Annotated in this window: 22 protein-coding genes; 4 read left to right on the top strand and 18 right to left on the bottom strand. The window is 59.9% G+C overall.

Annotated features, from left to right (window positions below; translation table 11 throughout):
- Positions 1-102 precede the first annotated feature (102 nt).
- Complete coding sequence (locus tag DFT_RS01285) at positions 103-543, top strand: toxin-antitoxin system YwqK family antitoxin (protein ID WP_054029429.1); 441 nt, start codon at positions 103-105, stop codon at positions 541-543.
- 6 nt (positions 544-549) lie between these two features.
- On the opposite strand, the gene DFT_RS27095 is transcribed toward DFT_RS01285, so the two are convergent.
- From DFT_RS27095 to lnt, 5 genes are all read right to left on the bottom strand, one after another.
- Complete coding sequence (locus DFT_RS27095) at positions 550-681, bottom strand: hypothetical protein (protein WP_305791173.1); 132 nt, start codon at positions 679-681, stop codon at positions 550-552.
- On the bottom strand, positions 678-1,406 hold the full coding sequence (gene thiD / locus DFT_RS01280; RefSeq protein WP_305791172.1) for a bifunctional hydroxymethylpyrimidine kinase/phosphomethylpyrimidine kinase: 729 nt from the start codon (positions 1,404-1,406) through the stop codon (positions 678-680). Before thiD ends, DFT_RS27095 begins: the two co-directional genes overlap by 4 nt.
- A complete protein-coding gene (locus tag DFT_RS01275) occupies positions 1,403-2,020 on the bottom strand; it encodes an HD domain-containing protein (RefSeq protein WP_235506150.1) in 618 nt (205 codons plus the stop codon). Before DFT_RS01275 ends, thiD begins: the two co-directional genes overlap by 4 nt.
- A gap of 131 nt (positions 2,021-2,151) precedes the next feature.
- Positions 2,152-3,250, bottom strand: a protein-coding gene (gene prfB / locus DFT_RS01270) for a peptide chain release factor 2 (protein WP_152971821.1) whose coding sequence is annotated in 2 segments (ribosomal slippage) — positions 2,152-3,180 and positions 3,182-3,250 — 1,098 coding nt in all. Because the reading frame shifts where the segments join, the coding sequence is not laid out codon by codon here.
- Between the two features lie 227 nt (positions 3,251-3,477).
- Complete coding sequence (lnt, locus tag DFT_RS01265; RefSeq protein WP_054029428.1) at positions 3,478-5,070, bottom strand: apolipoprotein N-acyltransferase; 1,593 nt, start codon at positions 5,068-5,070, stop codon at positions 3,478-3,480.
- 274 nt (positions 5,071-5,344) lie between these two features.
- Between lnt and mobB the strand changes: the two genes are divergently transcribed.
- A complete protein-coding gene (mobB, locus tag DFT_RS01260) occupies positions 5,345-5,854 on the top strand; it encodes a molybdopterin-guanine dinucleotide biosynthesis protein B (protein ID WP_054029427.1) in 510 nt (169 codons plus the stop codon).
- Between the two features lie 24 nt (positions 5,855-5,878).
- Here the strand turns inward: mobB and mobA are convergent, their stop codons facing one another.
- The 6 genes from mobA to amrB form a co-directional block, all read right to left on the bottom strand.
- Positions 5,879-6,508: a molybdenum cofactor guanylyltransferase gene (gene mobA / locus DFT_RS01255; RefSeq protein WP_054029426.1), complete on the bottom strand. Its 630-nt coding sequence runs from the start codon at positions 6,506-6,508 to the stop codon at positions 5,879-5,881.
- 5 nt (positions 6,509-6,513) lie between these two features.
- Complete coding sequence (gene moaA / locus DFT_RS01250; protein ID WP_076750346.1) at positions 6,514-7,515, bottom strand: GTP 3',8-cyclase MoaA; 1,002 nt, start codon at positions 7,513-7,515, stop codon at positions 6,514-6,516.
- An 84-nt stretch (positions 7,516-7,599) separates the two neighbouring features.
- Positions 7,600-7,935: a PKD domain-containing protein gene (locus tag DFT_RS01245; protein ID WP_152971820.1), complete on the bottom strand. Its 336-nt coding sequence runs from the start codon at positions 7,933-7,935 to the stop codon at positions 7,600-7,602.
- Between the two features lie 34 nt (positions 7,936-7,969).
- Positions 7,970-8,743 carry a C10 family peptidase gene (locus DFT_RS01240; protein ID WP_054029424.1) on the bottom strand — a complete coding sequence of 258 codons (774 nt, stop codon included), beginning with the start codon at positions 8,741-8,743 and terminating at the stop codon, positions 7,970-7,972.
- A gap of 417 nt (positions 8,744-9,160) precedes the next feature.
- The gene (locus DFT_RS01235; RefSeq protein WP_054029423.1) at positions 9,161-9,514 is read right to left on the bottom strand and encodes a hypothetical protein; all 354 of its coding nucleotides are present in this window, start codon (positions 9,512-9,514) and stop codon (positions 9,161-9,163) included.
- Positions 9,515-9,746: 232 nt separating this feature from the next.
- Positions 9,747-10,610, bottom strand: coding sequence for an AmmeMemoRadiSam system protein B (gene amrB, locus DFT_RS01230; protein ID WP_054029422.1), 864 nt, complete (start codon positions 10,608-10,610; stop codon positions 9,747-9,749).
- 226 nt (positions 10,611-10,836) lie between these two features.
- Between amrB and nifU the strand changes: the two genes are divergently transcribed.
- Positions 10,837-11,667: a Fe-S cluster assembly protein NifU gene (gene nifU, locus DFT_RS01225; RefSeq protein WP_054030046.1), complete on the top strand. Its 831-nt coding sequence runs from the start codon at positions 10,837-10,839 to the stop codon at positions 11,665-11,667.
- Complete coding sequence (gene nifS / locus DFT_RS01220) at positions 11,664-12,848, top strand: cysteine desulfurase NifS (RefSeq protein ID WP_054029421.1); 1,185 nt, start codon at positions 11,664-11,666, stop codon at positions 12,846-12,848. Before nifU ends, nifS begins: the two co-directional genes overlap by 4 nt.
- 5 nt (positions 12,849-12,853) lie before the next feature.
- Here nifS and hypB read toward each other — a convergent pair whose 3' ends face one another.
- The 7 genes from hypB to DFT_RS01185 all read right to left on the bottom strand — a co-directional run bounded on the left by hypB (position 12,854) and on the right by DFT_RS01185 (position 20,243).
- Positions 12,854-13,636 carry a hydrogenase nickel incorporation protein HypB gene (hypB, locus tag DFT_RS01215; RefSeq protein ID WP_083453248.1) on the bottom strand — a complete coding sequence of 261 codons (783 nt, stop codon included), beginning with the start codon at positions 13,634-13,636 and terminating at the stop codon, positions 12,854-12,856.
- Positions 13,620-13,994, bottom strand: a complete 375-nt coding sequence (hypA, locus tag DFT_RS01210) for a hydrogenase maturation nickel metallochaperone HypA (protein WP_054029420.1) — start codon at positions 13,992-13,994, stop codon at positions 13,620-13,622. The genes hypB and hypA overlap by 17 nt, the downstream gene beginning before the upstream one ends.
- Positions 13,987-14,874 (bottom strand): succinate--CoA ligase subunit alpha, encoded by an 888-nt coding sequence (gene sucD, locus DFT_RS01205; RefSeq protein ID WP_054029419.1) that lies wholly within the window; start codon positions 14,872-14,874, stop codon positions 13,987-13,989. The genes hypA and sucD overlap by 8 nt, the downstream gene beginning before the upstream one ends.
- Before the next feature lie 45 nt (positions 14,875-14,919).
- Positions 14,920-16,083 carry an ADP-forming succinate--CoA ligase subunit beta gene (sucC, locus tag DFT_RS01200; protein ID WP_054029418.1) on the bottom strand — a complete coding sequence of 388 codons (1,164 nt, stop codon included), beginning with the start codon at positions 16,081-16,083 and terminating at the stop codon, positions 14,920-14,922.
- Positions 16,084-16,169: 86 nt separating this feature from the next.
- Entirely contained in the window at positions 16,170-18,200 is a 2,031-nt protein-coding gene (locus DFT_RS01195; protein ID WP_054029417.1) for a pyruvate carboxylase subunit B, read from the bottom strand.
- A gap of 45 nt (positions 18,201-18,245) precedes the next feature.
- Complete coding sequence (locus DFT_RS01190) at positions 18,246-18,479, bottom strand: hypothetical protein (protein WP_054029416.1); 234 nt, start codon at positions 18,477-18,479, stop codon at positions 18,246-18,248.
- Between the two features lie 210 nt (positions 18,480-18,689).
- Positions 18,690-20,243, bottom strand: a complete 1,554-nt coding sequence (locus DFT_RS01185; protein WP_054030044.1) for an acyl-CoA carboxylase subunit beta — start codon at positions 20,241-20,243, stop codon at positions 18,690-18,692.
- Positions 20,244-20,315: the final 72 nt, after the last annotated feature.

Below are 20,315 nucleotides of genomic sequence, written 5' to 3'. Positions count from 1 at the left end.
ACAACGGGCTTGCAGTCGTTACGGCACCGTCCGGTAGAGACCTTAACAGATCCATCCATTTTATGGATTGAATGGCGTGATCTTCGTCATCGGGAAAATATCATGAATGTCAGGTTCAAATGCGCTTCAGCGGCCACATGGCTGTTGGTTCTCCTGGCGGGCGCGCTCCTCACCGCCTGCACGGCCGAAATCGACGAATCGAAAACTTTTCAGCGCAATGGGTTGGTCTACGAGATCGGCAAGGACGAACCGTTCACCGGCATCATCACCGGCACCAGCCGCGGAGAGGATTACCGCCGAAGCATGGTCAGTTACAAAAAAGAGTACAAAGACGGCCTGTTGCAGGGACGCAGCTATTTTTATTATCCCGACGGCAAGATCGAAAGTGTCGAACCCTACGAGGCGGGGATTCTCGATGGCGTGGTGACCCGCTATTACGACAATGGGCAGATCAGGGCGCGCATCCATTTCGTGGACGGTTATCGCGGCGGCCCCAAGGGCGAAATGTTCTGGGACCGGCAGGGCAACCGCAGCAAGGGATAGCCGATGCTACCGGACTGGATCTGACGTCAACCCGGCGCGCCGGTAAAGATCGAAAAAGTGGTCGGTCGGCCCGTGCCCTTTCCCAATGGCCAGGGCATTGGCAATGGCGCCGGTGACATAGCGTTTGGCGTTGCTCACGGCATCGAAAAACCCGCCCCTTTCGCCAGGTAGGCGGCGATGGCCGATGAAAACGTACAGCCGGTGCCATGGGTATTGGCGGTTTCGAGCCGTTCGCTGGTCAGGCTCTGGAATCGCCGACCGTCGAAAACGATATCCGTGGCCTGGGACCCGCCGAGATGCCCGCCTTTGACCACCACCTTTTCCGCTCCCAACGCCCTGATCCGTTCGGCGGCCGTACGCATCTGCGCCTCGGTTTCGATCCGGCTGCCGATCAGGGCCTCGGCCTCATGAATGTTGGGGGTGACCACCTGAGCCAGGGGAAACAGGTGCTGAATCAACGCCTGCCGCGCCTGGGGATCGAGCAGGGCATAACCGCTCTTGGAGATCATGACCGGATCGAGCACCACCGGCGGCCGCGCCACGCCTGAAAGGGCCGCCGCGATCGCTTCGATCACGGCGGCATCGGCCACCATGCCGATCTTCACGGCATCGATGCCAATGTCGTCGAACAGGCAGACGATCTGATCGTGGACGATTTTAGGAGGCATGGTCTGAACCGCGTACACCTTGCAGGTGTTCTGGACTGTCACCGCAGTAATGGCGCTCATGCCGAAAACCCCCAGGGCCTGAAAGGTTTTCAGGTCGGCCTGGATGCCGGCGCCGCCCGAGCTGTCCGAACCGGCGATGGTCAGGGCCACGGGCAACACCCGGCCGCTGCGGCGATTGTCTTCCGGTGAACTCATGATGTACTCCTTGAATCGGCGTGAACCCGGTCCCCCATGTCGGTCATGACCGGCGGTGCAGATGACCGGGTTTCGAACCGGCGGTGCCAGGCCAGAAATACGGCCGCCTTCTCCGCTCCATAACGGGCCAAATCGGCGGTGACCTGTTCTGCGGTGTGCTCGCAGCCGCCATTGGTCTTGGAAAAAAACTTATCCGCATAGCAGACTATCGTCTCTTCCAAAGAGAGCGGCGCCATGTCGCGACTGGGCAGGGGCAACCGCTGCCGACGAACGTCCTCACGGGTGATGCCGGTGCCGATATGGCGCTCGCACACCAGGGCGAGCCGATCGAGCCCATGGGCTTCGAGCATGCGGCGGCCGATAATGCCGTGGCGCACATAGGGCTGCATGCCGTGGCAATGAATGGACGGGGCCGCCGTCTCGATGATGCCGATATCGTGGAGCATGGCCGCGGCGGATAGAAAATCCAGATCCACCGGCTCACCGGTCAAACCGCTCGCCACGGCCAGGGCCTTGTCCCGCACCCTGCGACTGTGGTCCAGCAGCGTATCAGCCAACGGCGAGCCCCGTCGGTAGTATTCGAAAATGATGGCCTCGGCATCCACGTGCATCATGTCCGTCACTCACCGGATATCATCTAAAATCGACAGAATACCTTCACTTCAAACTGAACACTTTAAACTTAACACTTCTCAACCGATCACATAACAGATTCCTCTCCCGGCCACCGGCGCCGTTGTCGCAACTATTCGACGCCGCTCAGCAACACGCCTTCGATCAATGCATCGAGCTGTCCGTCGAGCACGCTGTTCACATTGCCGACTTCCATGTTGATGCGATGATCCTTGACCATCTGGTAGGGGTGGAGCACATAGGAACGGATCTGGCTGCCCCAGGCGATCTCGTCCTTGCTGTCATGCACCTGTTGCAGTTCGGCATCCTGCTTTTCCTTTTCGTGTTGATACAACCGCGACCGCAGCACCTTCATGGCCATCTCCTTATTGCGGTGCTGGGATTTTTCCTGCTGGCACTGCACGACGATGCCCGTGGGCAGATGGGTGATGCGCACCGCGCTGGAGGTCTTGTTGACGTGCTGGCCGCCCGACCCGCTGGCCCGAAACGTATCGATGCGCAGGTCCTTGTCCTCGATGTCAATGACGATTTCGTTGTCCACCTCGGGATAGACGAACACGGAAGCAAAGGAGGTCTGGCGCTTGCCGCTGGCATTGTAGGGCGATATCCGCACCAGCCGGTGCACCCCGATCTCGCTTTTCAGATAACCATAGGCATACTGACCCTTGACGGTAAAGGTGGCGCTCTTGATGCCGGCTTCGTCTCCGGGCTGCAGATCGAGGATTTCGGTCTTGTAATGGCGCTGCTCGGTCCAGCGCAGGTACATGCGCAGCATCATCTCGGCCCAGTCCTGGGCGTCGGTGCCACCGGCGCCGGCATTGATACTGACGATGGCGTTGTTGCCATCCAGCTCACCGTCGAGCATCATATCCAGGGAAAACTCGTGGATGCGCCGCTCCAACGCGTCGACCTGCTGTTCCACCTCGGTCAGGGTCTGGGCGTCGTCCTCTTCCAGGGCCATTTCCACGAGCAGATCGTTGTCGTCGATATCGGACAGCAGGCTGTTGTAAGCCTCGATGCGTGCGCTCAGAAAGGTACGTTCCTTGAGCAGGGGTTTGGCCGCTTCGGGATTGTCCCAGAATCCGTTGCGGGCCACGATCGATTCCAATTCCGCCAGGCGGTTCTTCTTGGCGGTTAGGTCAAAGACACTCTCCGAGGCGGGTTAATTTGGTCCTCAAAGCTTTGAGCGTTTGTTTGATTTCTGCGGCCATGGCGGCGCCCTCCTGTTGTGTTGGCTTGAGTTTGTGCGCATCCACTAATGGCCAATCGGCACTTTGTGGATGCGCATTAGTTTATACCCATTGATCCGGATGTCAACCGGATGTCCATAGGATAAGCGATTCTAACTGAATGTCATTCATTAAACCCGGCGTGGGTGGAGCACATTCAGTTTGAATTGCTGCCATTGGATGCAATCGATCGGTGCCTGGATGAAAATTCAGAGCCCGGGCGGTCTACTTTCACGGTGTCGCGAGCGTTTCAAGCGGGCGGCGGCAAAGCCCCCCAGAGTCGTCAGGACGGCCAGGACGAGGGGGTAGTCCCCCCAACGGCTGTACAGGGTTGTTTGGCTCAAAAAATGAACCCGGGCGGTCAAGGCCGCATCCTTGTAAAGGTCCGTGGCCGCCAGAATGCGTCCGTTGGGATCGACGAACCCGCTGATGCCCGTGTTAGCGGCGCGCGCGAGGAATCGTCGATTCTCCACGCTCCGGAAGACGGCCATGGAGAAGTGTTGATACGCCGCGCTGGTCCTGCCGAACCAGGCATCGTTGGTGATATTGACCAGCAGTTGGGCCCCATTGCAGGCCATGTCCCGGGCCAGCTCGGGAAATATGGCTTCATAACAGATCAGCATGCCGACGGGATGCTGCCGCCACTGCAAGGTGCTGCCCTGCCGGCCGGCCTGAAAATCCCCGACCTGGGCCACCATTTTGCCCAGAAAAGGGAGCCAGCGCTTCATGGGCACATACTCCCCGAACGGCACCAGGTGGACCTTGTCGTATTTGCCGCCCACCTGGCCGTCGGCCCCGATAAGATAGGCACTGTTGTAATAGACCGGCGCCTTGCCGCCCAGATCCACATTGGGACTGCCGACGATGAAGTCTGCGCCGATGTCCTGAATCCCCTGAACGACCATCTGGGTCAACACCTTGTCGTGAAACAGGTAAAACGGGGTAGCTGTTTCCGGCCATATCACCAGTTGGGCGCCGCCGCCGGCCGCGGCGGCCGAAAGCTCCTTGTACTTGGCCGTGGTGAGCACCTGGAAGCTGGCATCCCATTTTTGGGCCTGGTCGATGTTGCCCTGCACCACGGCCACGTCGGCATATTCGGCCTCCGCGATGCGAGCGTCGATGTGCCGGATGCGAAACAGGCCGTACGCCGCTGTCCCCACCAATAGGCCGGCGACCAGCAGTCCGCCGATCACCACCATCCCGCGCGGCACTCCATGGCGCTGCCACGGCTTCTCGGCCCAATAGAGCAGGGCCAGAGTCAGCACCGCATTGAACAGCACGATCAAGCCGGAAATTCCGAAAACGCCGAAAAGATCGGCCGGCTGGATCACCCAGAGGTGGTCGTATTGACTGTATCCCAACAGTTCCCAGGGGAAACCGGTCAGGATCCAGCTGCGCAGCCATTCAATCAGCACCCAGGCGGCCGGTGCCACGAGCACCAGGTGGGCGGGCCTGTATGCCAGCGTACCCACCAGAACGGCAAATCCGCCCAGAAAAAGGGAGAGGACCGCGGCAAACAGCAGCAGGACCAGCACGGACTGAATCCACGGGAGCCGCCCGTAAAGGTGCATGGTATAGGCGGTCCAGTAGATCAAGCCAAGATAGTGGACCATGCCGGCGGCCATCCCCAGCCAAAAACCGGCGCGGCCGCCGGTTGTGCGCAACGCCAACAGCAGCGGCACCAGAGCGAACCAGGCGATCCAGCCCTGATCGATTTTAGGAAAGGCCGCTGTCAGCAGGATGCCGCTGAGCATTGCCAGCAACAGCCGACCACGGTAGGGTTTCATGCGGGTCCAGAACATCGACGATCCATTCAAACCATAAATAGGTAACTATTGAAGCGCTTCACCAACCGTACGGGACGGACGGAAAAATGAGCCTATATCACAACTGCCCGAATCATTTAAGGCAAGATTGATTGAGAAATGAGCTCCTTTGACCATAAATTCAAAGGCAGCCGCATTTACGCCCACATCGTGCTCAAAGGGGAACGCTCCAGGGGGCCGATCGCCGACCTGGTGATCAAGTCGGGATTGTGATAAGGGGTGCCATCAACCTCACCCACAGGAGAGACACATGCCCCCCATCGTCTGCCTCGTCAGCAAAAAGGATTCCGGAAAAACCACCCTGCTGGAGAAACTGATCCCCGAATTGAGCCGCCGGGGCTACCGCTTGGGAACCGTCAAACACGATGCGCATGGGTTCGATATCGACCATGAGGGCAAAGACTCGTGGCGCCACAAGCAGGCCGGCGCCGCCACCGTGGTCATCTCCTCGGCGCGTAAAATCGCCATGGTCAAGGATCTGGACGAGGAGATGCGTCTGAAGGATATCGTCGAGCGCTTCTTCGAGGACCGGGACCTGGTGATCGCCGAAGGATACAAGCAGAGCGACATGCCCAAGATCGAGCTGTTCCGCAGCACTGCCCATCGCAGCCCATGGCACACCAAGGGGTCGTCCCCCCACCTGATCGCCGTGGTCTCGGACATTGCCATCGACCTCGGCGTGCCCTGCCTGCCCATCGACGACGTTCAGGCCGTCGCCGATTTCATCGAAGCGCGATTTCTGAGAAAGCCGGCCGCTTAAAATAGACGCAGGTCCAACCGACCACTATTCGCCGCTGCCGCGATCACAGCCTTGGGCCAGGATCGCCTGCAGGGCATCGGCGTTATTGACGTTGAGAAAGGAACGCAGGTCCGGATCCACGGCACGAATCTGCTCTTCGGAGAGCGTCCTGACCCGGATCTCATCGAAAAACCGCGTGATCTTGTACACGCTGTTTTCCAGCTGGGCTTCGATGGGCGCGATGCAGCGGCGGGAATAGACGGCACACAGTGGCTCGTAGTAGCCGCCGATCCGCGGCACGACGGCATCGATTCCGGGTTCGACGGCATCGAGCAGCAGCCGGATCAAAGCGGGCTGGACGAAGGGGGCGTCGCAGGGGAGCATCAATGCATGATCGGTTTCGATATGGGTCAGGCCGGCATGGATGCCGGTCAGGGAGGATCGCGCCGTGTACACATCCTGCACGACACGCAGGGGCAGGACCGCGTATAGCTCCGGCTGACGGGTCACCAGGAGGATGCGGGTAAAAAAAGGGGTCAGGGTGCCCAGCAAGCGGTCCAGGATGGTTTGGCCGCCGATCTCGATGAACGCCTTGTTGCGGCCCCCCATGCGCGTGTTGAGCCCGCCGGCCAGAATAACGGCACTGCAGTTGGTATTATCCCGGCCTGAAGGCACCGGCCCTATCCTCCAATGCTGGCCATCTTGGTCCGCAACGAACAATCGCCGGTAAAACTGAGCCGGTGGTGGCCTTTTTTCATGGCCACGGCCCGGGCATAGATGGCGGCGATCTCCTCGTCCCCGGCCCCCTGGCGCAAGGCATCGATGACATTGACCTCTTCGTCGGACAGCAGGCACGGCCGCAGGTGGCCGTCGGCCGTCAATCGCATGCGGTTGCAGGTATCGCAAAAATGGGAACTCATCGAGCCGATCAGGCCGATTTCACCCGGCGCATCGGCAAAACGATAGCGCTGGGCCGGCCCGTCGAGTCTCTCGTGCGCCACAGGCAACAGTCGTCCCATCTTTTCCAAACGCTGGGCGATTTCGGTGATCGGGAAGAAAAAATGTTCCGCCTCGTGAGGATCGGTGGCGATGGGCATATATTCAATGAAACGCACGTGAAACGGATAGCGGCGGCTCAGGTCGGCCAGGGCTTCGATCTGATCGTCGTTGCAGCCGCGCAGGACCACGGCGTTGATTTTAATCGGCGTAAAGCCGACCTCCCGGGCCGTCATGATCCCCTGCCAGACGGCGGAAAACAGGTCCCGGCCGGTCAATTCCGCGAAACCCTGTGGATCCGTGGTGTCGAGGCTGATGTTGATCCGTTTCAAACCGGCCGCCTTCAAGGCCGACGCCTTTTCGGCCAGCAACGTGCCGTTGGTGGTCATGGAGAGGTCTTCGATGCCGGGTTCGGCGGCCAACTTTTGGACGAGCCCGACGATGCCCTTGCGATACAATGGCTCTCCGCCGGTCAGGCGGACCTTGGTGATCCCCAGCCCTACTGCGATACGCACCATGCGATGGATCTCTTCCAAGGTGAGGATGTGCCCTTTGGGCAGCCAGCGGGTATGGCTGGTCATGCAGTAGCGGCATCTCAAATTGCAGCGATCCGTGACCGAAACCCTCAGGTAGCTGATGACGCGGTGGCGGTGATCCGAAAGTGGGCAATGTGGCGCAGTTTTCATCATGGGGCTATTTATGACATGGGAACGAGTCCAGATCAATCCCCATTTTCTCCTGAAACCGCATCGCTGCCGGCACCACCAAAGTCAGGGAAGGACACCGAAAGGAGATAGGTTCGAGACAAAACAGCCGCCACCCCCGCCGCCACCCCCGCTGGAATCGAGGTGGGTTGCCGGAGGGTCGGGCGCGGTGGAGCCGTCCGTATTGCGGACCGTGACCGTGCAGGTGTCTGTGGCAAATGCCCGATTGGCATCGTCGGCCCGCAATTGAAACACCAGGTCGGTCTCCGCGTGCACGTCGGGGGCGGTAAAGGCAGGATCGGTTGTATCGGGTGACGACAAGGTCACCGCCGGGCCGCTGACTTGGCGCCACGTGTAACCATTGATGCCGACGCCTTCGGGATCGACGGCAGTGCCGCTCAACTGCACCAGGGTGGCCTCCTCGACGACCTGGAGGTCACCGGCTTCGACCACTGGTGGGGCATTGTCCGGTTCGATGCCGATGACGATGTGCTGATTGTTGGCGTCCCAATTGTACTCCCCTGTTTCGAATTCGTCTGAAATGCGGAGTCGCGCGATTGATATAGAGCAATGTATCGGGCTTGTAGTTGAAATAGACCCCCAGGATATCATCCGCCCAGGCATTGCTGCCCGATCCGTCACATCCATAAGCCATCTCGGCGGCCACGCCCATGTGGTACATCAACTGTGAAACGGCATCTTTCTCCGCTTCACTGCTCTCTTGGGAAAGCAGGTCGGGCATCAGGTCCCACCCATAGTTCACTTCGAAATTCGCCGACAAGGTCTCAGTCAAAGGGTCCAGAGTATCGGGATCCAATGTCTGGCGCGTCCATGTATATTCGTGGCTGCCGGCGCCTTGAATGGGCCACGCCCAATAGCGCAACAGTTGGGCCCAGGCCGTAGCCACACAGCCGGTCACGGTATGCCCACCATCGCAGCTGTCGTCGGGTGTCATGAGATTGTAAGGGCTGCCCTGACCCCAGGCGGTCGTCAGCAGCGGCCCGACCGTCGCCCCTGCGGCAAGAGTGCGCTCGAATTCGCTTTCATTCTCCCCGACGAGTGAACGGCTCTGCGTGTCCTCCTGCAAATCGCTCAGATCCCCGGTGGCATAAGCCGTCCAAGCAGCGGCAATCCGCCGGGCATCGGTGGATAAAGTCGCCGAGCGGGCAAGGCTTGCGCCCGAGGCCCGGTAGGCGTTTATGGCGTTCACCTGGTGATGGATCTCTGGAATGATCCAGTTCTCGATAGCCTCTTTGCGATTGACCCTTTGCGCATCAAAAAATGATAGCCAACAGGATCATCGTGATCCCCAATAGCAGAGCACGTTTGGAAACGATGAATTTTTGGTGCCAGCAACTGGACGGCATACATCAACCCCGGGCAGACTCGATCAAAAGGCGACATGAACCCATGCGCCAATTTAAAAAACAAACCGAATGCATCAAAAAGATTTAAAAGGGAAATCCGTGCATCGGCGTCCGAAGGAAAAAGAACGGGGCGGCTGCCGCAGCCGCCCCGCCGGCTAAAGGAAGATATATGTGACATATATCTTAGAGGCTCCCCCGCGAAGCCTCTGTCGCATACTATCGTCGTTCAACGGGGAAACTTTAGGCCCCTCTGAAAAAAATCAGTTGGCGTCCGATCTGCCCTTCTGCTGCATCAGACGGATCATCTGGACGGCCACGCGGGTCTCTTCGGGCAGCAGAACGCCGGCCGAAATCCAGCCCTCGATCACCGCGCTGGAAACGTTCAGGCCCTCGACATAGGCTTCCAAATCGACTTGGTCCGAAAAGGCAATCGAAGGCACTTCATGGGTCGCAGGGGGTGCCTGCATGGGTTTGAGCGCAGCGCTCGGGGCCTGGCCCTCCAGTGCGTCTCCGCTCCGGAAAATGCTTTCAGGTGTGTATTCTTTTATATATTCAAGCCGTTGGTTCTTATTCTGTTTAGCGAACAACCGGCGCACATAGTCCAAGAGGTTCATGGCGTACACCTATTACAATTTGGATAATCGTCCAGCCGGACTTCCGGTAGACGCGTGACAACTTCCGGCAAAGCCGGTGGTCATGTCATCAATGGCCTTATCGGCCCGTCATTGGCAAATATTAAATATTTATATGGGTTTTGCAAACCGGCGGCCGGAAAAAGGGAAGGTCGCGGTGATTGGCGAACGGGAACACTGAGGGTCGATTGTCGAGTGAATTCGTTGGATTGACCTACCCGAACACCACCCCGGCATAGCCCACAAAACTTTCACCCGGACTTTTGTCGTAGCTGGTGGCATAGGCAATGGTCTGGGAACGGGTAGCGCCGGCATGTTTGGCGGCTGCGATGGCGGTTGCCGCCGCCCCTGCGCAACAGGCATTCTGATGACGCAAGCCGACGGAGATGACCATTTCCGGATCGAGGGCCAGCATGGCGTCGATCACCTCGCGGTCATTCTGGTCGCGCACCCAACGCACGGCCCCGGGACCGGTGCCTTTGGGGGCAAAGCCGTAATTGGGCCCATAATGGGTCAGATCGGTGGAGCCGACGATTCTCAACCGCCGATCGTTGGCCCGCGCCCAATCCACCACGGCCCGCCCGATATCCAGGGAGGCTTCGGCGGGCGGCACGCCGATGGCCAGCACGGCGGCGGGGTCCAGGAGCCTTTTGACGAACGGCAGCTGCAATTCGATGGTGTTGTCCTGGATGAAACGGGTGGGGGTTTCGATCTGGAAATCAAAACGTTCCTGAAGCGCTCGGGCCAGCTCTTCTGCCACGGGCAACGGTCCGAAGGGGGTTTCCCAGGCACCGGTGGCCATCATGTAGTTGGCCGATCCGGGATGCAGATGCATGCCGAAAATCACCACCAGGTCGATGGCATCGGCGGGATCGATCGATTTGAGATGGTGGATCACCCGGCAGGCGACGGCCCCGCTATAGTACCATCCGGCGTGGGGCACGATACCGGCGATCCAGGACGCTTGGGCCGTTTGGGATTCGGTGACACCTGATAAAAATTGAGATATCTCCCTGTCACACGCCGCTGCCTGGCTCGGGTACCAGCTTCCGGCAAACGATGATTTCCGTATCTCCATGGCGTCACCCCCTCCTGCTGAATCAGCATACCATCGTCGCAAGCCATGTTGTCAACATCAAGATAGGCACCATCCGGCCCTTTCACGCCGCTCACCTGCATGCAAACCCGGCCCCTTCGCTTTGCATCGGCAAAAAGATGCTTATTATGACAGCAATGCGCACCAGAACATAGCCGCTTATGCAAGCAGATCAGGATGTTGCCATAAGGTGACCCGGGAGGATGATATGTGGGAATATACCGATAAAGTCAAAGAACACTTCCTCAACCCACGCAACGTGGGCGAGGTTGAAAATGCCGACGGCGTCGGCGAGGTTGGCTCCATGGCCTGTGGCGATGCGCTCAAGCTGACCTTCAAGGTAGACGACAACGGCCGGATCACGGACGCCAAATTCAAGACCTTCGGCTGCGCCAGCGCCATTGCCTCGGCATCGGCGCTCACCGAACTGCTCATGGGAAAGACCGTCGAAGAGGCCGAGCAGCTCACCAACGACCATATCGCCGAATATCTGGGAGGATTGCCCAAGGAAAAGATGCACTGCTCGGTCATGGGACAGGAGGCCCTGGAAAAGGCCATTGCCTGTTACCGCGGCACCCCCGAACAGAAAAAGCCCGGCAACATCGTTTGCGAATGCTTCGGCGTGACCGACCTGCAGATCGAAAGCGCCGTCACCGACCACCGGCTGAAGACCATAGAAGATATCACCAACTACATTAAGGCGGGCGGCGGCTGCGGCAAATGCCACGACAGCATCCAGGAGATCATCGATCGGGTCAACGGCGCTCAAGTGGACAAACCGGCCAAACCCAAACCGCTGACCAATATTCAGAAAATCAAGCTCATCGAGGAAACTTTGGAGCGCGAGATCAAACCGGCCCTGATGCAGGATGGCGGCGACATTCAACTGATCGACGTGGACGGCAACCGGGTGGTGGTCAAACTCAAGGGGCGCTGCGCATCCTGCGCCATGTCCCAGATCACCCTCAAGGACTACGTTGAAACCAAGCTCAAGGAGCTGGTGGCCAAGGAACTGGTCGTCGAGGAGGTGGATGCATGAAGCCGATTTACCTGGACAACAATGCGACCACTCAGGTGGCGCCCGAGGTGGTCCAAGAGATGCTGCCCTATTTTTCCCAATTTTACGGCAACCCTTCGAGCATGCACACCTTCGGCGGCAACGTGGCCATGAAAATCAAGGAGGCGCGCGCCAAGGTGGCCGATCTGATCGGCGCCCAGGCCGAAGAGATCGTCTTCACCTCGTGCGGCACCGAGAGCGACAGCACCGCCATCTGGGCCGCCCTGCGCGCCAATCCCGGCAAGCGTCATGTCATCACCTCCAACGTGGAGCACCCCGCGGTCAAGAATCTGTGCGAATATCTGGCGCGAAACGGCTATCGGGTTTCCTCTGTGCCGGTGGATAAAAAAGGGCTGTTGGATGTCGATGCGCTCTATTCCAAACTCGACGACGAAACGGCCATCGTCACCCTCATGTGGGCCAACAACGAAACCGGTGTCATCTTCCCGGTGGAAGAGGTGGCCGAACGGGTGCGCACGCGCGGCGCCGTGTTTCACACCGATGCGGTACAGGCCGTGGGAAAGCTGCCCATCAACATGGGGGAAAACGACATTGCCATGCTGGCGCTGTCCGGCCACAAGCTGCATGCCCCCAAGGGCGTGGGCGCCCTGTATGTCCGCAAGGGAACCAAGTTCGCCCCATTCCTGCTGGGTGGTCACCAGGAGCACGGCCGCAGGGGCGGTACCGAAAACGTCGCGGCCATCGTGGGGCTGGGCAAGGCGGCCGAGTTGGCCGCAGCCAAGATGGAAGAGGAAAACACCCGGGTCAAGGCCCTTCGCGACCGGCTGGAGAACGGCCTGATCCAGGCCATCCCCAATGCCATCGTCAACGGCGACCCGGACAGGCGGCTGCCCAACACCAGCAGCATCGCCTTCGAGTTCGTGGAAGGTGAATCGATCCTGCTCATGCTCGACGAGTTCGGCATCTGTGCCTCGTCGGGATCGGCCTGCACCTCGGGCTCGCTGGAACCTTCTCATGTGCTGCGGGCCATGGATGTGCCTTTCACGGCGGCCCATGGCTCGATCCGCTTCAGCCTGAGCGTTTACAATACCCAGGATGAGATCGATCTGGTCATCGAAAAATTACCGCCCATCATCGACCGGTTACGCAAGATGTCGCCGTTCTGGAACCAACCGGCCGGGGTGTGTCGGACGACGGTGTAGCGGCGCTATTTGCTTTTCTTGGCCGCCACCTGGCCTTTCAGCCAATCGATCCAGCCGTCGAATCCCTCGCCGCTTTTTGCAGAGAGTTGATAGACCGGCATGCCGGGATGGATCTGGGCCACGCTTTCCAAGGTCTTGCCCAGATCGTAGTCCAGGTAGGGCAGCAGGTCGATCTTGTTGAGCAGCATGGCATCGCACTCCCGGAACATGAGCGGATACTTGGCCGGTTTGTCTTCGCCTTCGGTCACCGACAATACCACCACCCGCTTGTCCTCGCCGATATCGAATTCGGCCGGGCACACCAGGTTGCCGATATTCTCCACAATGAGCAGATCCAGACCATGCAGGTCGATGCCGCCGAGGGCGCGCTCGATGACATGGGCGGCCAGGTGGCAATCGCCGCCGAATTCGTCAGTGTTGATCTGCACCACGGGTGCACCCGAGGCGGCCAGGCGGTCCGCATCCTGGGTGGTGCAGATATCGCCCACGATCACCGCACAGCGCAGCCCGGGCATCAGCCGGGCCAGGGTCTGCTGTAAAATGGTGGTCTTGCCCGAACCGGGCGAGCTCATCATGTTGAGCACGAAAACGCCGTGGTCCGCGAACAACTCGCGATTGCGGGCCGCCATCATGTCGTTGGCATCCAGCACGCGGCGCACCACCTTGATCTCGCGGCCGCCCGAAGCGCGGGTCTCCACGCCGGGTTTATCGTGGGAGTGGGGATGGTGATGAGGCCCATGGCCCTCATGGTGGTGGCGGTAGATCAGGGTCTTATCCTTGGTCAGCATCGGCATCATCCTCTTCTTCGATCTCGATCGACTCGATGTTCAACTCCCGGCCGGAGAGCAGTTCGATATGGCCGCTGTTGCAGGCCGGGCATACGAAAACCGGTTGGTCCACGGTCCACTGGTGACCGCAATCCTGGCAGCACGCATTGACCGTCACCTCTTCGATGGCCAACTCGGCGCCATCGGCAAGAGTGTCTTTGGCCACCACGTCGAAGCAAAAACGCAGGCTCTCCGTGACCACGGCCGACAACCGTCCGATTTTCAGATTGATCCGCTGGATGCGGATGCCTGTCATCCCAGGAGGCACCGACTCTTCGGCGATCCGCAGGACCTCCATGGCAATGCCCATCTCATGCATGGTAAAGCCCTGCGAAGGTCTCTTTGCACAACTCTCCCAGCCGCCCCAGATTCTTGCACACCCGGATACCGGCGGCTTCCATGGCCTCGATCTTGCCCTGGGCCGTGCCGCTGCTGCCGCTGATGATGGCGCCGGCGTGGCCCATGCGACGGCCCGGCGGAGCGGTCAAACCGGCGATAAAGCCCACCACCGGCTTGCTCACTTTTGCGGAAATAAAGCTGGCGGCATCTTCCTCGGCGCTGCCCCCGATCTCGCCGACCATGACGATCCCCTTGGTATCGGGATCGGCCTCGAAGGCCTGCAGGCAGTCGATGAAATTGGTGCCGTTGACCGGGTCGCCGCCGATGCCGATGCAGGTGGTCTGGCCGATGCCTTGCTGGGTCAGCTGATGCACCACTTCGTAGGTCAAGGTCCCGGAGCGCGACACCACGCCGATGGGCCCGCCGGGTTTGTGGATGGGGGCCGGCATGATACCGATCTTGCACTCACCGGGCGTGATGATGCCCGGGCAGTTGGGCCCGATCAATCTCGACCGGCTCGGCTTCAGATAGTTTTTCACCTTCATCATGTCCAGGACCGGAATGCCTTCGGTAATGGCCACGATCAGTTCGATGTCCGCGTCGATGGCCTCCAGAATAGCGGTTGCGGCAAACGGCGGCGGCACGAAGATCAAACTGCAATTGGCGCCGGTGGTCGCTTTGGCTTCGGCCACGGTGTGGAATACCGGCACATCGTCCATCTTCTGGCCGCCCTTGCCGGGGGTCACCCCGCCCACGATCCGGGTGCCGTAAGCGATGCACTGGCGGGTGTGAAACTGGCCTTCGCGACCGGTGATGCCCTGGACCAGCACTTTGGTATCTTTATTCGCAAAAATGCTCATGCTCAGACTCCATTCTTAATAAGCTCTTCAGAACTCCGACCGGCCCTAAGCCCCCACCATCTTGGCCACCTTGGCCGCGGCATCGCTCAGGTCAACGGCCGGCGTCAGGTTCAAACCCGAATCGGCCAGGATCTTGCGACCCGCATCCACGTTGGTGCCCTCCATGCGAACCACCACGGGCACCTTGATCCCAGTCTTCTGGGCCGCCTTGACCACCCCTTCGGCCAGCACGTCGCAGCGCAGGATGCCGCCGAAGATGTTGATCAGGATACCCTTGACGTTGGGGTCGGAAAGAATGATGCGGAACCCGTTTTCCACCATCTCGGCATTGGCGCCGCCGCCCACGTCCAGAAAGTTGGCCGGCTCGGCACCGGCCAGCTTGATGATATCCATGGTGGCCATGGCCAGGCCCGCGCCGTTGACCATGTTGCCCACGTTGCCGTCCAGGTTGATGTAGTTCAGATTGAACTTGGACGCCTCGACCTCGGCCGGATCCTCTTCATCCAGGTCCCGGAACTCGAGCAGGTCCTTGTGGCGAAAGAGCGCGTTATCGTCGAAATTGATCTTGGCGTCCAGGGCCAGGATGGCGTCATCCGCAGTGATGATCAGCGGATTGATCTCCACCAGGGAACAGTCGTATTCGATGAAGAGCTTGTAGAGATTGTTGAGCAGCTGCACAAACGGCTTGACGGCGGCGGCCGGCAGATTCAAGCCATAGGCGGCCTGCAGGCAGTGATAGCCCTGGATGCCGTTGAGCGGGTTGACATACACCTTGATGATCTTCTCCGGCGTTTCGGCGGCCACGGCCTCGATGTCCATGCCGCCGGCCTCGCTGGCCATGATGACGACCTGGGCCGTGGCGCGGTCGGCCACCACGCTCAGGTAGAGCTCCTTGGCGATGTTGAGCCCCTGTTCGACCAGCACCTTTTTGACCGGCTGGCCTTTGGGACCGGTCTGGTGGGTCACCAGGGTCATGCCGAGGATCTCGCCGGCGAGCTGCTTGACCTCGTCCAGCGAACGGGCCAGCTTGACACCGCCGCCCTTGCCGCGGCCGCCCGCATGAATCTGGGCCTTGACGACCACCGGATAGCCCCCCAGGGTTCCGGCGACCTTCTGGGCCTCTTCGACCGTAAAGGCGACCTCTCCCTTGGGAACCGGCACGTTGTACTTCCGGAAGAGGACCTTGGCCTGGTACTCGTGAATTTTCATGATACGCCTCTTTCTTGAATGTTGGCCTTCACAAGAGACGGGCGGGGATCGGCCCCGCCCGCGGGTGTTTTATATTGCGCGCCCGACTACTCGATGACGCAGAGGACGTTGCCCTTGGCCACGGTGTCGCCGCTCTTGAAGTTGATCGCCACGATCTTGCCGCCCTTGGGAGCCGGCAACGCATTCTCCATCTTCATGGCTTCCAGGATCACCACGGTTTCGCCCTGGCTCACCTCATCGCCCACATTCTTTGAATAGCTGACGATCATGCCGGGCATGGGCGCCGTCAGCGGGGTACCGCCGGCCGGCGCGGCCGCCGGGGCCGCCTTGGGAGCTGCAGCCTTGGGCGCCGGTGCGGGAGCGGGTTTGGCGGCCGGCGCAGGCGCGGCCGGAGCCGGAGCGGGCGCAACCGGTGCGGCCGGTGCGGCCATGGGCATGGGTGCCGCCAGCTGGGCACCGGCGATATTGATCACCGGGGGACCGCCCAATGGGTCGACGTTGACCTCGAAGTATTCGTTGTCCACGAAGACATTGAACTTGCGCGCATTATCGCTCTTTTCGGGCGCATCCTTCTTCTTCTCCACCAGCTCGCCGGCAAGGGCTTTTTTCACCAGCGCATCGCGCTTTTCCACATCTTCCAGCGTGATGGGCCGCACGCTGGCCGGCGGCTCTTCCTTGCCGTACTTCCACTGCAGGAATTTCTTGCCGGTCACCGGATAGATCGCATAGAGCACCAGGTCGTCCATATCCACGGCGAGATCGCCGATCTCCTTCTTGGCCTTTTCCAGTTCCGGTTCGATCACTTCGGCCGGCCGGCAGGTGATCGGCTCTTCGCCGCGCTCGTACCCCTTGAGCGCCTTCTTCTGCACCTCGGGATCGATGGGCACGGCGGTCTTGCCATAGAGGCCGTAGCACAGGTCTTTGACCTGACCGGTGATCATTTTATATCGCTCGTTTTCATCGTCGAAGAGCACATTGTTGACCGTCTGAATGCCGACGATCTGGCTGGTGGGGGTCACCAGCGGGATCTGGCCCAATTCCTTACGGACGCGCGGCAGCTCCTTGTATACTTCTCCGATCTTGTCCAGGGCGTCCATTTCGCGCAGCTGGTTGACCAGGTTGGAAAGCATGCCGCCCGGGGTCTGGTGCAGCAGCACGTTGATGTCGATGATCGACACCTTGGAGTCGTCGAGCAGGTGCTTGTATTTGGGCAGCACCTCTTTTTCGAGTTTTTCATTGATCTTGGCCAGCAGGCGGATGTCGAAGCCGGTGTCGCGGTTGGTGCCCAGCAGCGTCATGACCAGGGGCTCGATGGCAGCGTGAGAGGTGCGATAGGCATACGGCGTCATGCAGGTGTCGATGATGTCCACGCCGGCCTCGATAGCCTTGAGATGGGACATGGGCGACATGCCCGAAGTGAAATGGCTGTGCAGGTGGATGGGCGGTTTGACAGCCTTCTTGAGCGCCTTGACCAGATCGTAAGCATCGTAGGGCGCCAGGAGGCCGGCCATGTCCTTGATGCAGATCGAGTCGGCGCCCATGGCCTCCAGGTCTTTGGCTTTTTTGACGTAGTAGTCGATGTTGTAGACCTCTCCGCCCATGCGCGGTTCGGTCATGCTGTAGCAGATGCAGCCCTGGAAATGCTTGCCGCACTCCTTGATCACCTTGACCACGGTCTCGAAGTTGCGGTAGTCGTTGAGGGCGTCGAACGTTCGGAAGATGTCCATGCCGTTGGCCGCGGCGCGGTCCACGAAGGCGCGGGCCGTGTCGTCGGCGTAGTTGCGATAGCCCACCAGGTTCTGGGCGCGCAGCAACATGGAAAACGGGGTTTTTTTGATATAACGTTTCAGAGTGCGAATGCGCTCCCATGGATCTTCGTTGAGAAAGCGGTGCATGGTGTCGAAGGTTGCGCCGCCCCATGTTTCAACGGCCCAGAACCCGACTTCATCCATCATTTCGGCCACGGGGATCATGTCTTCGGTGCGGCCGCGCGTGGCGAACAGGGACTGGTGGCCGTCGCGCAGGGTGAGATCTTCTATCTTGACGGGATTTTCCGCCTTGGGCCGATCCTTATCGTAGTTCATGGGGGTCATTTTCACTTGATCATGATCGCTCATCTTATGCGTCTCCTCCTGGTAAGACGTTAACGATGCAGAGTCGGACTAGCGTTGAAACGCCTTGATCTGCATCAAATTTCGCATCTGCATCATGCCCTGCCGTCCGCTCTGGCCCCACAGGTTGAGCGTGGGTTGAGGAGCTTGCTGGGCTCTGGGTGGCGCCATGGCGGCGACCAGCTTCTGGTGGCAGGCCTCTTCTTCGAGCTGCAGGTAGGCCGACACCGCGGCCATGGCTGCAGCCATCAGCTTTTCTTTCCGATTTTCTTCTGGCTGGGACATCGTTTCCTCTGCTCCCTGAAGTTGTCAATACGATTGCACGCTGCAGGCGGGGAAAACACCCTCGCGCCCTCATGACTTCAATCTATCTATCCAATCGTCGGAACACCTTCGCTTTCATACTTTCCGACTGTCATACCTTCATACTTCGATGCAATCCATCGTGACGCTACTTGCTCATGTTACAAGCAATTATCGTTGCGCGCGACGTTGTCACATCGGAATATTGCCATGCTTCTTGGGCGGCCGCAGCTCGCGCTTGGTGCACATGATCTCCAAGGCATCGATCAGCCGGGCGCGCGTCTCGCTGGGCTGAATCACCGCGTCGATATAGCCCCGGCTGGCCGCGCTGTATGGATTGGAGAAAAGGTCCTGGTACTCCTCGATCTTCTCCTTGCGCTTGGCCTGGGGATCGGCGGCCTCCTGGATGGCCTTGCGATGGATGATGTTCGAGGCCCCCGCTGCGCCCATCACGGCGATTTCGGCCGTGGGCCAGGCAAAAGCCATGTCGGCCCCCAGATGGCGCGACGACATGGCGATGTAAGCCCCGCCGTAGTCCTTGCGCGTGATCAGCAGGAGCTTGGGCACCGTGGCTTCGCTGTAGCACCACAGCAGTTTGGCGCCGTGGCGGATGATGCCGCCCCACTCCTGCTGACTGCCGGGCAGGTAGCCGGGCACGTCTGCGATGGTGAGCAGGGGAATGTTGAAAGCATCGCAGAAGCGAATGAAGCGCGTGGCCTTGTCCGAGGCATCGATGTCCAGGCAGCCGGCCAGCACGGCGGGCTGGTTGGCGATGATGCCGATGGTTCGGCCGTTCAAGCGCGCCAGGCAGACAATCATGTTGCCGGCGAAATGGGCGTGGGGTTCCAGTATCTCGCCGTTGTCCACGATGGAGTGGATCACCGCCTTCATATCGTAACCGGCGTTGGGACTTTCGGGAATGAGGGTGTCCAGGGCCGGGTCGGTGCGCCGGGGATCGTCTCCGGTCTCGACCCTTGGCGGATCTTCCATGTTGTTGGCCGGCAGGTAGGAGAGCAGCCGCCGAATCTCGTCGAGGGTATCGGCATCGCTGTCGCAGGCGAACTGGGCCACGCCGCTGCGCTCGTTGTGGGCCATGGCGCCGCCGAGGTCCTCGAAGGTGATCTCTTCACCGGTGACGGCCTTGATCACCTCGGGACCGGTGATGAACATGTAGCTGGAATTCTTCACCATGAAGATGAAGTCGGTCATGGCCGGGGAGTAGACCGCGCCGCCGGCCGTGGGACCCATGATGGCCGAAATCTGTGGGATCACGCCAGAGGCCAGGGAGTTGCGGTAGAAAATGTTGCCGTAACCGCACAGGGCATCGACGCCCTCCTGGATGCGTGCGCCGCCCGAGTCGTTCAATCCCACGAACGGCACGCCGGCCTTGATGGCCAGATCCATGACCTTGCAGATCTTGCTGGCATGCATTTCACCCAGGCTTCCGGCCCGGGAGGTAAAATCCTGGGCAAAGGCGAAAACCGGCCGGCCGTCCACGAGGCCATGACCGGTGACCACGCCGTCCGAGGGAATCTCCACGTTCTGCATGTCGAAATTGACGCAGCGGTGTTTCACAAACATGTCGATTTCGCGGAAAGTCCCTTTGTCGAACAAGCGGTCGAGCCGCTCCCGGGCGGTCAATCGGCCATTTTTCTTGTGCTTGGCCACCAACTTGGCGCCGCCCATTTCAAGGGTTTTGGCTTCGCGCGCCTTGAGCTCCTTGAGCTTTTGTTCCACACTACCCATGCTGGTTTCCTTTCCCTGGTATGGGCGGGGTTCGCGGGATCGGCCCGCCCCGTCGATCCAAACACGCATAAT

The organism is Desulfatitalea tepidiphila (assembly GCF_001293685.1).
Lineage (GTDB): Bacteria > Desulfobacterota > Desulfobacteria > Desulfobacterales > Desulfosarcinaceae > Desulfatitalea > Desulfatitalea tepidiphila.
This window is presented reverse-complemented; position numbering and strand designations above follow the sequence as displayed.